12 protein-coding genes and 1 tRNA gene are annotated in these 14,282 nt (G+C 64.3%); 3 read left to right on the forward strand and 10 right to left on the reverse strand.

All coding sequences use genetic code 11. The features are described from left to right. Positions 1-5: 5 nt before the first annotated feature. From pknB to KG104_RS00130, 7 genes are read right to left on the reverse strand one after another with little or no spacing between them, the layout of a single operon-like run. A complete protein-coding gene (pknB, locus tag KG104_RS00100; protein ID WP_207348147.1) occupies positions 6-1,937 on the reverse strand; it encodes a Stk1 family PASTA domain-containing Ser/Thr kinase in 1,932 nt (643 codons plus the stop codon). Between the two features lie 6 nt (positions 1,938-1,943). Beyond that, positions 1,944-3,776, reverse strand: coding sequence for a protein kinase domain-containing protein (locus KG104_RS00105; RefSeq protein ID WP_104053490.1), 1,833 nt, complete (start codon positions 3,774-3,776; stop codon positions 1,944-1,946). After that, the gene (locus KG104_RS00110; RefSeq protein ID WP_104053491.1) at positions 3,773-5,227 is read right to left on the reverse strand and encodes a peptidoglycan D,D-transpeptidase FtsI family protein; all 1,455 of its coding nucleotides are present in this window, start codon (positions 5,225-5,227) and stop codon (positions 3,773-3,775) included. The genes KG104_RS00105 and KG104_RS00110 overlap by 4 nt, the downstream gene beginning before the upstream one ends. Continuing rightward, positions 5,224-6,642 carry an FtsW/RodA/SpoVE family cell cycle protein gene (locus tag KG104_RS00115; RefSeq protein ID WP_207348146.1) on the reverse strand — a complete coding sequence of 473 codons (1,419 nt, stop codon included), beginning with the start codon at positions 6,640-6,642 and terminating at the stop codon, positions 5,224-5,226. The genes KG104_RS00110 and KG104_RS00115 overlap by 4 nt, the downstream gene beginning before the upstream one ends. Continuing rightward, positions 6,642-8,090: a PP2C family protein-serine/threonine phosphatase gene (locus KG104_RS00120; protein ID WP_207348313.1), complete on the reverse strand. Its 1,449-nt coding sequence runs from the start codon at positions 8,088-8,090 to the stop codon at positions 6,642-6,644. Before KG104_RS00120 ends, KG104_RS00115 begins: the two co-directional genes overlap by 1 nt. A gap of 44 nt (positions 8,091-8,134) precedes the next feature. Continuing rightward, complete coding sequence (locus KG104_RS00125) at positions 8,135-8,608, reverse strand: FHA domain-containing protein FhaB/FipA (RefSeq protein ID WP_420481769.1); 474 nt, start codon at positions 8,606-8,608, stop codon at positions 8,135-8,137. An 11-nt stretch (positions 8,609-8,619) separates the two neighbouring features. After that, complete coding sequence (locus tag KG104_RS00130; protein ID WP_104053493.1) at positions 8,620-9,348, reverse strand: FhaA domain-containing protein; 729 nt, start codon at positions 9,346-9,348, stop codon at positions 8,620-8,622. A 365-nt stretch (positions 9,349-9,713) separates the two neighbouring features. On the opposite strand from KG104_RS00130, the gene KG104_RS00135 reads away from it, so the two are divergent. After that, positions 9,714-9,796 (forward strand) — tRNA-Leu (locus KG104_RS00135). 107 nt (positions 9,797-9,903) lie between these two features. Here KG104_RS00135 and KG104_RS00140 read toward each other — a convergent pair. Continuing rightward, entirely contained in the window at positions 9,904-10,323 is a 420-nt protein-coding gene (locus tag KG104_RS00140; protein ID WP_104053494.1) for a DUF5997 family protein, read from the reverse strand. Positions 10,324-10,431: 108 nt separating this feature from the next. Here KG104_RS00140 and KG104_RS00145 point away from each other — a divergent pair, with 108 nt between their 5' ends. Both KG104_RS00145 and KG104_RS00150 read left to right on the forward strand, forming a co-directional pair. Next, entirely contained in the window at positions 10,432-11,223 is a 792-nt protein-coding gene (locus KG104_RS00145) for a LysR substrate-binding domain-containing protein (protein WP_104053495.1), read from the forward strand. Positions 11,224-11,289: 66 nt separating this feature from the next. Continuing rightward, the gene (locus KG104_RS00150; protein ID WP_104053496.1) at positions 11,290-11,667 is read left to right on the forward strand and encodes a VOC family protein; all 378 of its coding nucleotides are present in this window, start codon (positions 11,290-11,292) and stop codon (positions 11,665-11,667) included. A 28-nt stretch (positions 11,668-11,695) separates the two neighbouring features. Here KG104_RS00150 and KG104_RS00155 read toward each other — a convergent pair whose 3' ends face one another. Both KG104_RS00155 and KG104_RS00160 read right to left on the reverse strand, forming a co-directional pair. Beyond that, on the reverse strand, positions 11,696-13,435 hold the full coding sequence (locus KG104_RS00155; protein ID WP_237685537.1) for a cation:proton antiporter: 1,740 nt from the start codon (positions 13,433-13,435) through the stop codon (positions 11,696-11,698). A 56-nt stretch (positions 13,436-13,491) separates the two neighbouring features. Continuing rightward, the gene (locus tag KG104_RS00160; protein ID WP_207348145.1) at positions 13,492-14,265 is read right to left on the reverse strand and encodes a metal-dependent hydrolase; all 774 of its coding nucleotides are present in this window, start codon (positions 14,263-14,265) and stop codon (positions 13,492-13,494) included. Between the last annotated feature and the right edge of the window lie 17 nt (positions 14,266-14,282).

The raw sequence follows: 14,282 nt of genomic DNA on the forward strand, positions 1-14,282 counted from the left end.
TCCGGTTAGTCGTCCTTCTTCTTTTTCGCCGGTTCGGACGGCGAAGGATCCGGGGAAGCGGTGGTGCTCGGCGAAGGCTCCTTAGTGGGTTCCGCGGGCGCCTTTGCCACTGTCAGGGAGATCGTGGCGCCCTGCTCGACGTCCATGCCGGCGGGAATACTCTGCTCCATCACGATGCCCGGCTCCACCAAAGCGCTCTCGACCTCGTTGACGGTGAAGGTCAGCTGCAGGGTCGGATCCGCCAAGATGATCTGCGCGTTCTCCAGCGGGGACCCCACCAGATCCGGGACCGTCACATTGCCGGTGGACAGCACGAGATCCACCGTGGTTCCCGGCGGGACGGATGCCCCGGTGGCGGGAGTGGTGGACAGGACCCTGCCGGCGGCCACCGTGGCGCTGTTGGCTTCGTTTGTGGTTCCGCCCTGCAGACCAAGGGATCGGAGGGTATCCCGGGCTTCCGGCTCGGTCTTCCCGGCCAGGTCCGGAATCACGACCGTTGACGGCCCCTGCGAGATGAACAGGGTGACCTTGCGGTCCACCGGAACATCGGTACCGCCCTCGGGCTCGGTTCCGATGGCCAGGCCGGCCTTCACTGTGTCGCTGTACTGCGGCTCGATGGTGGGCGGCCCAAAGCCGGCGTCCATGATGATGTTCAGGGCATCTGTCTGCGTCTTGGACTGGACGTTGGGCATCACCTTGGTTACCGGTGCGGTTTCCTTGGGATTGAGCATGTTGTAGGCCATCACCGAACCGGCTCCGAGCAGAAGAATCAGAACAATGATCAGCGTGGTGATCCATGCCCGGCGCCGGGCCTTCTGGTCCGGATCCCGGTCTCCGGTGTTGCCGATGGCCAGTGCCGCCGGCATATCGCCGTCGTGGTTGCCTGCCTCGTCCGGAGCAGTGGTGAGCGGTCCGCCGGACTGGACCCGGGCCATGGCCCGGGTCCTGGGTTCGTCCTCAATCGGGCTGACATCCACGGCGCGACGTTTGGCGGGGGACACTGTCAGTGCCTCGGTCGGATGGGTGGCAGGGGACGGATCATCGGCGGCAGGAGCCCCGCTCCGGGCGCGTAGGAGCGCCTCGCGGAACTCGTGGGCGTCCTGGTAACGGTCAGCACGGTCCTTGGCCAGGCCGCGTTTGAGTACGGCATCAAGTGCCGCCGGTATCTCCGGGTTGAAGCTGCTGGCTGCCGGCGGGACTTCCCGGACATGCTGGTACGCCACGGAGACCGGACTGTCGCCGATGAAAGGCGGACGTCCCGCGAGCATTTCAAAGAGCAGGCAGGCAGCCGAGTACAGGTCGCTGCGGGCATCCACGGTTTCTCCGCGGGCCTGTTCCGGCGACAGATACTGCGCGGTGCCGATAACCGCCTGGGTCTGCGTCATGGTGGCAGCGGAGTCAGCCATGGCCCGGGCGATCCCGAAATCCATGACCTTGACGCCGCCGTCGGAGGTCACCATGACGTTGGCGGGTTTGATGTCCCGGTGCACGATTCCTGACCGGTGGCTGTATTCCAGTGCGGAAAGGACTCCGAGGGCGTAATCGACCGCCTTTTCGGTGGTGATTTCGCCGCTCTTGACCAGCTCCCGGATAGTGCGGCCCGGGACATACTCCATCACGATGAAGGGCAGGCGCACATCCTCGGGAGAGGCTCCGGGGGATTCCTGATCACCGGTGTCGTAGACGCTGACGACGGCGGGGTGGTTCAGTCCTGCGACGGCCTGGGCCTCACGCCTGAACCTGGACTGGAAAAGCGGATCGCGGGCGAGATCAGGGCGCAGAACCTTAATGGCAACGGAACGGCCCAGCCTGATGTCACGGCCCAGGTACACGTCAGCCATGCCGCCGCGCCCAATGAGCTCGCCGATCTCGTAACGGTCGTTGAGTACCCGTTCTGTGTTCAGTGTGGGGTGTCCTTTAAGGAATTCAGCGCTCATGTCCGCTTACCCGGCCGAAGTTGCTGTGTTGGGCTGCGCCGGGGCAGTGTCTGCGGTGGTGGCCGTGGGTTCAGGCACGCTTGTCGGAGCAGTCGTCTCCACTGCGGGACCCTCGGAGGTGAAGTACGTGACCGTGGAACCCTGCGGCAGGGGTGCACCCTCGGACGGGTTTACGGCCAGCACGGTTCCCTGCGGCTGGCTGGACGGCTGGGTGCCGCCGTTGACCGGTACGAGGCCGGCAGCGGTGATCAGCTGTTCGACAGCGTTGGCCGTCTGGCCGGTCAGACCGCCGGGCACGGTTGTCATCGACTGCGTGGGGGTGGACTCCTCCTCTTCCTCCGGTCCGGTTGACACCGTAACCGTTACCAGGGTGCCGGCGGGCAGCGGACCGACGGGATTGACGCCGGTAACAATGCCTTCGGGGTAGTCCGAAGACGGCTCGTCAAGCCGGCTGACGGCCAGTCCCAGGTTGGTCAGTTCTGCCTGGACTTCGTCATAGCTGCGGCCGATGTAGCTGGCGGCGTTCACGGGGATACCCTCGTCGTCCTCCTCCGTGGGAGTGGCCGAAGCGGACCGGGAGGTGGTGCTGGGGCTGGGAGCCGCTGAACTGGTGGCCGGAGCCGGGGCGGGATCGTCATCATTGTTTCCCGTCAGTACAACGGCGGCAACCGCCGCCCCCACCAGCAGCACCAGCAGGGCGATGAGCGGAATGGTCCACGGGCTGCGGCGCTTTGCCGGCGCTTCGTCACCGGTTCCACCGTCATCGCCTGCGTCGTCGACGTCGTCGACTTCTTCATCGGTCCAGTCGCGTGACGCCGCTACTTCGCCGGTGGCGTCGTCTGCCCCCACTGCTGCCCCTGCAACGGTGGGAAGGGCTGACGTGGAAGGCGTGGTGTTCACTACGCGGGTAGCGGAAGTGCCGGCTGTCGGGACCGGGGCGGTGACGGCGTCGTCAACGGCAGTTGCTCCGCCGCCGCCGAAGAGCAGCATGCCGGGCACGGCAGCTTCGGCAGCAGTGATGTCTCCGCGGCGGATGGCGGCGACGGCGCGGGCCAGGGCTTCGGCGTCGGACGGCCGGTCCGCCGGATCCTTGGCCAGCATGGACATGATCAGCGCACGCACCGGAAGCGGAATGCTCTCGGGCAGCGGAGGCGGCGTGTCATTGACCTGGGCCAGGGCAATGGCGATCTGGGATTCGCCGGAGAAGGGGCGGGTTCCGGCCAGCAGCTCGTAGCCGATGACACCAAGCGCGTAGATGTCACTGGAACCGGTGGCCTGCTGCCCGGTGGCCTGTTCGGGTGCCAGGTACTGGGCCGTGCCCATCACCTGGCCGGTAGCGGTCAGCGGCACCTGGTCGGCGAGGCGGGCAATGCCGAAGTCGGTGATCTTGACCCGGCCGTCGGGCAGGATCAGCAGGTTGCCGGGCTTGACGTCGCGGTGGACCAGTCCCTGCTTGTGGGCTGCAGCCAGCGCGGTGGCGGTCTGCCCAATAATGGAGAGGGCGCGGTCCGGCGGGAGGCTCTTGTCGCGTTCGATGATGGAGGAAAGCGGCAGGCCGGGCACCAGCTCCATGACCAGGTACGCCGAACCTTCCTCTTCGCCGTAGTCAAAGACATTGGCGATGCCCTCGTGGTTCAGGAGGGCAGTGTGGCGCGCCTCGGCCCGGAACCGGTTGAGGAACCCGGGGTCGCCGGTGTACTCCTCCTTGAGGATCTTAATGGCAACAATGCGGCCCAGGACCAGGTCCCGTGCCTTCCAGACTTCACCCATACCGCCAATGGCAATACGGTCGGTGAGCTGGAATCTGCCGCCTAAGGTGATTCCCGATGTAGGCCTCACTTATTCAACACCGCCTCTAGGAGTTTCTGCGCGCTTGGAGTGGTCAATTGGGCTCCGGTGGTCAGTTCCACGTCTTCCATGACGACGGAAATGACCACTTCGGGGTTGTCAGCGGGTGCGAAGCCGGTGAACCAGGCATTATCGCCACGGCCCTCCACTTCCGCCGTGCCGGTTTTGCCGGCCACCTTCACGCCGGGAATCTGCGCTGCGGACGCGGTGCCGTTGTCCACGACGCCAACCATCCAATCGGTGAGCTGACGGGCGGTTTCCGGGCTCACTGAAGTGTTCAGGACCTCGGGTTCCGGCTCGTCGATGATGGACAGATCGGCGGCCCGGACGTTGCGGATGAGATTGGGGGTCATCTGCACGCCGTTGTTGGCTATGGCCGCGGACATCATGGCGATTTGAAGCGGCGTGGCCGTGACGCTGTACTGCCCGATCGATGCCTGGGCCAGCTGCGCCTGGTCCAGTTCCGTGGGGAAGCCGCTGGCTACCACCCGGTCGATACCGCGCTCGGGGAGGTGCAGGGCGGTGTTCCAGCCGAACTTCTCCGCCTGGGTCACGATCGCCTCTTCACCGAGGTCCCAGGCAATCTGGGCAAAAACGGTGTTGCAGGACTGTTCCAGGGCAAACCCGATGGTGGCCTCGGAGCGGGTGCCGCAGTTTCCGTTCGTGTAGTTCGGCAGGGAAATGTTCGTGCCTGGAAGGGGAAGGGCCGAGGGATTGTCGATCTGTGAATCAGCGTTGAAGTCACCCGACTCCAGCGCTGCGGCGGCATCTACGAGCTTGAAAACCGAGCCGGGTGCCAGCAGCGATTCGGTGGCGGCATTGGTGTAGGGGGACAAGCCTTCCACCGTGAGCAGCTCCTGCATGTTCTGCTCCACGACCTTGGTGTCGTGGCCGGCCAGGAGGTTGGTGTCATAGCTGGGCTTGGAAACCATGGCCAGGATATTCCCGGTCTTCGGCTCCATCATGACGATGGAGCCCTTCTGCCCTTCAGGAATGAGGTCATAGGCCAGGCGCTGCAGTTCGGGATCGATTGTCAGCTCAACAGAGGCACCCTGGGGCTGGTTTCCGGAAACGAGCTGCACCAGGCGGTCGTAGAACTGCTGGTCACTGGTTCCGGTCAGTTCCTTGTCCATAACCCGCTCCAGCTGCGTGACGCCGCTGACCAGGGAGAAGTACCCGGTGAGCTGCGAATACAGTTCCGGCTCGTAGTACACGCGCTGGAAGTTGAACTGGTCGCCCGAAGGCACCGATTCCGCGATCGGCGCCCCGTCCACCAGAATTGAGCCGCGGTTCTGGCCGAAGTTCTTATAGATCGTACGGTTGTTGTTCGGGTTCGCGTTGAGTTCTTCGGCTGCAAAGAACTGGACGTAGGTTAGTGAACCGAGAATGAGGACAAACATGGACAGGGCCACGATCCAGCTGTTCCGGATGGCTTGATTCATGAGCCGCTTGCCTCCTTTTTCCTCAGTGAGCGTTTGCGCGGGGCCGGCTCTGCACCGGCATCCTGCATGGCTGGAACCATGGGACCGCGCATCGGGCCCATCGCGGCCGGGCGCCGGGCGGCCTCGGAGATCAGCAGCAGCAGGGCAACAATGATCCAGTTGGCCAGCAGCGAGGAGCCGCCGGCGGACATGAACGGCGTGGTCAGCCCGGTCAGCGGGATCAGGCGGGTCACGCCGCCGATCACCACGAAGCACTGCAGCGCGATGGTGAAGGACAATCCGCAGGCCAGCAGTTTGCCGAACCCGTCACGGGTCCCCAGGGCTGCACGGAATCCGCGGGAGACCAGGAGCACGTACAGCAGCACGATGGCGAAGATGCCGATGAGGCCGAGTTCTTCGCCCAGGGCGGCAATGATCATGTCTGAATTGGCGTAGATGACCAGATCAGGCCGGCCCTGTCCCAGTCCGGTTCCGGCGAGTCCGCCGCTGGCCAGGCCAAACAGGCCCTGGACCACCTGCCAGCTGCCGCCCGGACGGTCGATAACCTCCGGGTCGAAGGCGTTGATCCAGCCGTCGATCCGCAGTGCGACGTGGCTGAAGAGCTGCATGGCAACAAGGCCGCCTGCGGTGAGCAGGGCAACACCGATGAGGACCCAGCTGACGCGGCTCGTGGCCACGTAGATCATCGCCATGAAAAGGCCGAAGAACAGGATGGAGGACCCCAGATCGCGCTGCAGGACCAGCACTCCGATGCTGACGAGCCAGGCCGCGATCATGGGGCCAAGGTCCTTGAACCGGGGCAGCTGCAGCGGGCCTACCTTTCGGCCGGCCAGCAGGATGAGGTCGCGGTTGGTGGATAGATACCCGGCAAAGAATATAGCGAGGGTGATTTTAGCGATTTCTCCGGGCTGGAATGTTCCGGAGCCAACCTGGATCCAAATGCGCGCGCCGTTGAGTTCCAGTCCGATGGGTGTCAGAGGCAGGAGCAGGAGGATGGCGCTGACGATCAGTGAAATATAGGTGTACCGGCGAAGGATCCGGTGGTCCTTGATGACAAAGAACACGGCGATTGCCGCGGCGACGGCGACGGCGCTCCAGAGCAGCTGCCGGTCAGCGGCGGTCTCGTTGTTCGCGATGTCCAGGCGGTGGATCATGGCGAGGCCGATTCCGTTGAGCGCCGTGACGATCGGAAGTATTACCGGGTCGGCATATTTAGCACGGATCCGGAGGACTATGTGGAAGGCAAGAACCAGTCCCACGAGGGTGGCTCCCTGGGTCCAGAAATCCGAGTCGAAGGCACGGTCCTGGTCCAGGCCAACCACCATGTTGGCGCCAACGCCCACAAGGAGGGCAAGGAGCAGCAGTAGGGCCTCGATGTTGCGCCGGGGTTTGGGCACTGTCAGCACATCAGACATTACTTCCGCCCTCCGCAGTTGTCGGGATCGGCAGCGGACTGGGCGGCCGCGGTGGATCCGGCGGACGCCGTGGGGCTGGGAACGGGACTGGCGGTGGCCTTCACCGGTGTAGCAGGAGCGGAGGGGCCGCAGCTGTTGATGCGCGCGGTGCCCCGGAGGTCTTCAACAATTTGCTCGGCATGCAGCAGGTCCTTGGCGGGAATGGTGCCCTCAACCCGGTTGCGCTGGTATTCCGGCAGGCTGTCCAGGGGGATGTCGGTCTGCTCTGTGACGGAGGAAAGCTTGATGGGGCCAAGGGACTGGGAGACGCCGTTGTAAATAGCGACGTTGCTGTCACTGGAACCCACGTAGTAGCGGGTTTGGGTCCAGGTGTAGCCAACCCAGAGAACAGCCGCGAGCAGAACCGCCAGCAGGGCAAGGAACGCCGGGACAATCCAGCGGCGCTTCGGCGCCGCTTCGGGTTGCTCAGGGGCGGCCGGCTCTGACCCGGGGGGCGCCTTGTGGGTCAGCAGACGGGCTGCACGGCGCTCGGCAGAGCGCTTGGTGACAATCGGGATCTGGCCGGTCTCGGTGGCAAGGGATGCTGCACCCACCAGAATGTGGGGACGTGAGGAAAGGTCCTGGCGGATCAGCTCCGCCCGGGCGGGTTCGTCGTCGTCTGCCTCCGAGTCTCCCGGATCCCGTTCCGTCAAGGCAACAGCGGGCGATTCAGTGCCTGCGGCGCCTGGTGCGGAGACGGGCACATCCGCCGCCGGGGAATCATCCGGAACTTCTTCGATTTCCAGGACGGCAACCGTCACGTTGTCAGGTGAGCCTCCGGAGAGGGTGAGCTCAACCAGGGTGTCGACGCAGCGCTGGAGGTCGCTGGTGCCCCGCAGGACGTTCTCTATGTCGGAGTCCCTCAGGACCGCGGTCAGCCCGTCGGAGCACAGGAGCCATTTTTCGCCCGGCTCCACTTCAAAGGTGGCCAGATCAAGTTCGGGACTGGCATCCACGTCGCCCAGAACGCGCATCAGGACATTCTTGTGGGGGTGGACTTCGGCTTCTTCGGGTCGAAGGCGGCCCTCGTCGATCAGCCGCTGGACAAAAGTATGGTCAATGCTGATCTGCTCAAAAACACCGTCTTTGAGGCGGTAGGCGCGTGAATCGCCGATGTGGGCGAAGGCAAACCTGTTCCCGTGGAGCAGGAGTGCGGTCACCGTTGTTCCCATGCCGGACAGCTGCGGGCTGGTGGTCACCAGTTCCGAGAGCAGCGAATTCGCCGCCTGAATCTCGTCTGCGAGCACGGTGAGGGGTTCGTCGTCGTGCGCTCCGCGGTCCAGGTGCACCAGATCCAGGACGGTGGAAGCGGAAGCGACGTTGCCGCCGGCATGGCCGCCCATGCCGTCGGCAACAACGGCAAGATAGCGGCCGACATAGGCGGAATCGTCATTCTTCAGACGAACCATGCCCACATCGGACCGTGCTGCGTATTTGAGGACCAGAGCCACGGTTAGGGCCTCAACTCAAGGACCGTCTTACCGATGCGGATAGGAACCCCGGGTTCCACCGGCAGGGCGCGCGTGAGCTGGCTGCCGCCCAGGAAGGTGCCGTTGGTGGATCCAAGATCTTCAATAAACCAGCGGCTTCCCTGGGGGAACAGGCGGGCGTGCCGGCCTGAGGCATAGTCGTCTTCGAGCACGAGCGTTGCTTCCTGCGCGCGGCCCAGAAGAATGGGGCTTGAGGCCAGCTCCAGGGTGGTGCCGCGCAGGGGACCTTCCGTCACGAAAACCTGACGTGCGGGGAGTTTTGCCGGGGCGGGGACCTGCTTCTCCAATTCGGGATTCTTGCGGATCTGCCGGGCAGTGGGTGTGCCGGTGCGGTTGCGGCTTCCCACCACCAAATCACGCCGGATGGCACCGACAACACTGATCACCATGAGCCACAGCAGGAGCAGGAACCCGTACCGGAGCAGGGTCAAAACCAAACTACCGTCCACTAACGTCCTCCGGTCCGAACAGGAAGGAGGCGGAAGGTGATGCGGGTGCGGCCCATCGCGATCGTTGAACCATCCGTGAGATCTGCTTCCCCTTGTACTTTTTGGCCGTTGACGAAGCTTCCGTTTGTGGAGCCAAGGTCGATGGCGCGGCTAACACCGTTTTCGGTGCGGATTTCAAGATGCCGGCGGGATACGCCGGTGTCATCAACGAGGATATCGGCTTCGGAGGAGCGTCCGAGCACCACGGACGGAGCATTGAGTGAATACCGCTGCCCGTCGATGTCCAGGACCGGCTGCATGCGGGCGGGTGTCTGGCGCGGGGCGGGCGGGGCCGGCTGACGCGGTGCAGGACTGCCCGCCTTTTCTGTGGCGGAGTCAACCTCCAGCACTCCGGCTTTCAGCGATGAATCGCGGGTGAAGGACACCCGCACCGGACCCTGAAGGGTGTACGACTGGCTCCTGGCGTGCTTAATGACCACATCGCACAGCTCCTCGGCCAGCGGGGCCCCCCACTCCTGGGCACGCTGGAAGTCTGCATCGGACAGGCGGGCAGTGAAGACATTAGGTGCCAGTGTTCGTCCCTGCCCCACGGTGAAGGAACGCTCATCAAGTTCGCGCCGCAGGGCGATGGCCAGCTCAAGGGGTTCCACCCGGCCTGAAGACCCTGTGGAGAAGGCACCTCGTACAACTTTTTCGATGCCGCGTTCAACGTTATCGAGTAAGCCCATGTTCGCCTCCTTCCCTATCCTCTGTCCGGACTGTCCGGTTGAATCCGGAGCGTCTCCAAGGCAGGCCAAGGATACAAAGCTCCTCTTCGATACTACTCATCTCTCCCAACAAACAACGTAACGGCTTCACGACGGTTCCCCTGCGGCGAAACGGCCGGGATCTCTGGGGCGGAGGGCTCCTGCCCGTCCGGATCCACGGCTGCTGGGGCCGCAAAATCCGCGTCACGGCGGGGAACTTGGCGTCCCCGGACGGCCGTTTAGGTGTTTGGGGAAATTGTGGGTATGCTTGATTCTGCTGTTCCCGAGGAATTGAGACGCAGAAGGTCGTGAGACTGAATGCACACTCACCGAGGGAAACCATTTTTGCGCGAGTGGCGGAACGGCAGACGCGCTGGCTTCAGGTGCCAGTGTCCGAAAGGGCGTGGGGGTTCAAATCCCCCCTCGCGCACAAACAGAATCACCCCGGTTGAAGAAACCGGGGTGATTTTTTTATGTCCTGGTCCGTGTGCTGTTCCCCGGGCCGGGGGGAGCAGCACACGGACAGGACGCTGGCAGTTAGCCCTGTTTGTTGGCCTGCTGTGCGGCCTGCTCTGCCTTCCTGGCCTTCTTGGCTTCTGCTTCCTTAACGCGCTTGGCTTCGTCGCGGACAGCCGCGAAGCTCGCCCTTTCCTGGACCAGCCATGCCGGCGGTGCGGCCAGCAGTGCGGTGATCTCAGCAGTGGTCAGCGCATCGGTGATGCCCGACCGGGTGAGGCCGCTGATAGAGATGTTGAGTTTCTGGGCCACCACGGGACGGGGATGGGGACCGTTGCGGCGAAGATCAACGAGCCACTGCGGCGGATTGGCCTGGAGCTCGTCGAACTGGGCGCGGGAGATGGGCCCGTCCTGGAACTCCTGCGGCGCTGCGGGCAGATAGATGCCCAGTTTCTTGGCTGCCGTGGCAGGTTTCATGGATTGGGATTTCTCGGAAGTCATCTTTCAAGGATATCCGCCGCAGGCCCGGTCCCGGGTGCACGGGAAGTTCACGGGGGAGTGCAGCCTGCGGCGGAAAGAAGGAGGACCAGGCTGGGCTAACCTGAAAAGGTGCCTGAAGATGCTTACCCCCGCCAAACCCGCCCGGCTCGTCCGCTGACTGTGGCCTACGTGCCCGGTGTGACGCCCGGAAAATGGATTGGGCGGTGGACCGAGCGCCACGACCGTGAACTGGTCTCCTATCAATGCGGTGAGGACACGGTCTTTGACGAACTGCGCGCCGGTGAAGCGGATGTGGTGTTTGTGCGGGTACCGGAGCAGGGGTTTGTCCGGCCCGCGGACCTGAGCGTGATTGCCCTTTACGAGGAGCGGCCGGTGGTGGCTGCGGCGAAGGATTCGGCCGTTGCTGCCTTTGATGAGCTGGATCTGGCAGATCTGGCCGGTGAGAACCTGCTGGACCTGCGGGATATGGGGAGCACCGACGTCGGAATGGAAGTAGTGGCCTCGGGTGCCGGCCTTTTGATCCTGCCGATGTCCGTTGCGAAGCTGTATTCGCGCCGCGACGTTGTTGCGCGGCCGCTCAGCGGCGTCCCGGCCACGAAGATTGCCGTTGCGTGGCTTGAAGATGCCCAAGATCCCGGTATTGAGGAGTTTGTAGGGATTGTTCGCGGGCGCACGGCGAACAGCTCACGCCAGCCCTCAGTCCAGGAAGAGCAAAAAACCACCGCCCGGCAGCGCACCAAGGAACGGCAGAGCCGGAGCGGGGAGAAGCCGGGGTCCGGCGGGAAACCGGCGTCGAAGTCTGCCGGACGCACCGGCGCCAAGGGCGGAGCCGCGGCCAGGGGCGGCACGGCGAAGAAGGGCAGCGGCACCAAGGGCGGCCGGACGCGCCGGAGCCGCTAGGGGAAACCGGTACCTGTTTTTGGTTTCTGCCGCTCCGGCGGCAACGCCGGGAGTATTCTTTCGCCCATGCGCGTAAAGATGAGCAGTATCCACGTGATTGATCCGGCCGCCGCTTTTGACTTCTACACCGGCACCCTGGGCTTTGAGCCGCTGATGGTGCTGCCGGAGTACAACCTCTTCATCGTCCAGGCGCCTAATATTCCTGACGGGCCCGGTCTGCTTCTGGAGCCCAGTGACCATCCCGTCGCTGAGGCCTACCGCACCGGCGTCTACGGCATGGGACTGCCCGCGGTGGTGCTGGGCGTTGATGATGTCCAAGCCGAAATGGAGCGCCTCAGTGCATTGGGAGTCCGGTTCACCGGGCCTCCGTCCACGGATGCCATGGGAACCCAGGCCGTGTTCGACGACGGCTGCGGAAACTATATTCAACTCCACCAGGATTAGCCCGGACCGCACCCCGGCGCTCAGGCCGTTAGTGCTCACCCAGCCGCGGCCTGAGCCGGGATTCCTCCAGATCCAGCAGCCGCTGGGCATCAGCGAGGGTACGCGAGGGGAAATGTCCCTCCCGGCGGGCCTGCAGCAGCGCGTTCCGCTCCGCGTCTACAACGGCACGGCGAAGTTCACGGTACTGCAGCTGGGGGGTGGGTGAAGTGCCGATGCCCAGCGCCTTGACGCGTTCCCACGCGAGTTCGCTGCGCAGGAAGGTGCTCTGGCGCACCCGTTCCACCACGTCCGGGTCCACGTCTGTATCCTGGTCCAGGCACTTGGCCGGGTCTTCCAGAACCTTAAGGCCCGCGTCGCTGATCTGGTCCAGCAATGTGGCCAGATCCCGCTGGTCCTCCGCGGCGTTGCGTCCGCGGACACCCAGCATTTGGATAACCCAGGGCAGGGTCCCGCCCTGCAGCAGCAGGGTCACCACGGCCACCGTGAAGGCGATGAGGACTAGCTGTTCCCGATAGGGAGTGGCTTCCGGCAGGGACTGCGCGGCGGCCAGAGTTACTACTCCGCGCATTCCGGACCAGCCGATGACGACGCCGCCGCGCCAGTCCAGTCCTTCGCTGCGGAGTTGGGCGATGTCCGCCTGGCGCCTTCGGTACAGTTCTTCGCCGCGGGTATGGCGGCGCTGGGTGCGGGCGTCGGCCAGTCCTCTTGCCGACATTCTGTCCAGTGCCGTCCGGAAGCGGCTGGTGCGGCGCTCCTGATATCCGACCTTGGCGCGCAGGAACAGGATGAGGGGGCCCATCCACGCGAAGCGAATCACGATCAGCAGCGCGGTGACAGCCAAGCCGATCATTACCGCTTCCCGGACGGTCAGCAGCGCGGGATCGACGTTTTCAACCAGAAAGCGGATCTCGAGTCCCATCAGCAGGAAAACGCCGTTTTCCAGCAGGAACTGGACCGTGTGCCAATTGACGCTGTCATTGATCCGGGCCTGTGCGCTGAAAGCCGCTCCCGCGCGGTGGCCCGTGTACAGCCCGGCCACCACCACGGCCAGAACGCCGGAAGCGCCGAGCTCCTCCGCGGGAATGAAGGCAAGGAAAGGAACCACAAAGGAAATAGCGGTGTCCAGCACGGGATCATGGAGCTTGGAACGGATGAACACCGTAACGAATCCCACCAGCAGGCCCACGACGACGGCGGCCACCACGGCAAAGCCAAAGTCCGCGACACCGTCCCAGACGCTGGCCAAGCCACCGGCGCTGGCCGCGATAGCGGAGCGCAGCAGAACCAGCGCGGTGGCGTCATTGACCAGTCCCTCGCCTTCCAAAACCGTTACCAGCCGCGGCGGCAGGCCGAGTTTCTTGCCGATTGAAGTGGCGGCTACGGCGTCCGGCGGACTTACCACGGCACCCAGCGCGACGGCGGCGGCGAAGTTCAGATTCGGCAGCAGAATGTACAGCAGCAACCCTGTTGCGAAGGCGGAGAACAGGACCAAAAACACCGACAGGCTGGAAATGGCACCGAAGTTGCGCCGGAAATCCACCACCGGAACGTTGACCGCTGCCGCATAGAGCAGCGGGGGCAGCACACCCATCAGGATGACGTCATGCGGCACCGTAAACGTGGGCAGCCCCGGCAGATAGGACAGTCCCAGCCCGACCACCACCAGGATCAAGGGCGCGGCAATGCCCAGGCGCTTGGAGAAGGCGGCGACAGTGACTATGAGAGCCACGCCGATGACAGCTAACAGGGCTAGTTCCACAACCTCCATTATCGTTCACAGGAGCGAACTATTCTAACGGCAGGCTGTTGGCCCGGTCCGGTGTTTTACCCAGATGCCCACTGGGCCAGGGCAAAGAAAGCGGCGTGGACCACTCCGTACATGGCGTACACGGTCACCGGAACCATCAGGGCCCATTCCCGCCAGGACCCGGCGGCGCCGATCAGGGGCAGTGACATGCAGCCGCTGCTCCGCCAGAGCTTGTTGAGCACGGGGATGCCGGCCAGAGAGCGTGGGCGCTTGATCCGCAGCGGCCACAGAATCATGACACCCTGATGGGTCAGCAGGTCCCCGAGGATGTGCACGGCGACACCCAGTCCGACGGCGACGGGCAGCCAGTCATTGTTTTCCGGCGCGTAGACGGCAATGAAGGCGGACAAGGACAGTGCCAGCAGCCAGCTGCGGGCAGGACCGCCAGCAATTTTTAGCGCTTTCAGGGCAAAGCCCATGAGCAGCACCGACAGCAGGCCCGCACCCACCGCCACCGAACCGAACAACGGCACGTCGGCCGTGACCTTGCCCAGCGCGGTGGACAGGGCCACGAACACGGCAAGGCCCAGCAGGGAGTGCGTGCCGCGCCGGTGCCCGCCGCTGACCTGTTCAGTGATCCGGGCCAGGATCTTCGTGACCGGCGGCAGGGAATGGGCAATGGTTCCGCTGTGGTGATCCAAATCCGGAAGCAGGGCGGCACCGGCGGTAAGCAGTGCGCCGGTGACCACGCCCAGCGGCGTAACCGGATACCAGCCGAGGGCGTGCGGTGCGGTTGAAGCGACGGCAATCCAGGCTGCGGCGCCTGATGCTGCGTGATGACCACCCATCATGGTGCGTGGGGTCCTTC

Source organism: Arthrobacter sunyaminii (genome assembly GCF_018866305.1).
Lineage (GTDB): Bacteria > Actinomycetota > Actinomycetes > Actinomycetales > Micrococcaceae > Arthrobacter_B > Arthrobacter_B sunyaminii.

Bases quoted from the DNA above. Each gene is read 5' to 3' on its own strand.
- pknB (WP_207348147.1), bottom strand. From the start codon at position 1,937: ATGAGCGCTGAATTCCTTAAAGGACACCCCACACTGAACACAGAACGG.
- KG104_RS00110 (WP_104053491.1), bottom strand. From the start codon at position 5,227: ATGAATCAAGCCATCCGGAACAGCTGGATCGTGGCCCTGTCCATGTTT.
- KG104_RS00115 (WP_207348146.1), bottom strand. From the start codon at position 6,642: ATGTCTGATGTGCTGACAGTGCCCAAACCCCGGCGCAACATCGAGGCC.
- KG104_RS00120 (WP_207348313.1), bottom strand. From the start codon at position 8,090: ATGGTTCGTCTGAAGAATGACGATTCCGCCTATGTCGGCCGCTATCTT.
- KG104_RS00130 (WP_104053493.1), bottom strand. From the start codon at position 9,348: ATGGGCTTACTCGATAACGTTGAACGCGGCATCGAAAAAGTTGTACGA.
- KG104_RS00140 (WP_104053494.1), bottom strand. From the start codon at position 10,323: ATGACTTCCGAGAAATCCCAATCCATGAAACCTGCCACGGCAGCCAAG.
- KG104_RS00150 (WP_104053496.1), top strand. From the start codon at position 11,290: ATGCGCGTAAAGATGAGCAGTATCCACGTGATTGATCCGGCCGCCGCT.
- KG104_RS00155 (WP_237685537.1), bottom strand. From the start codon at position 13,435: ATGGAGGTTGTGGAACTAGCCCTGTTAGCTGTCATCGGCGTGGCTCTC.
- KG104_RS00160 (WP_207348145.1), bottom strand. From the start codon at position 14,265: ATGATGGGTGGTCATCACGCAGCATCAGGCGCCGCAGCCTGGATTGCC.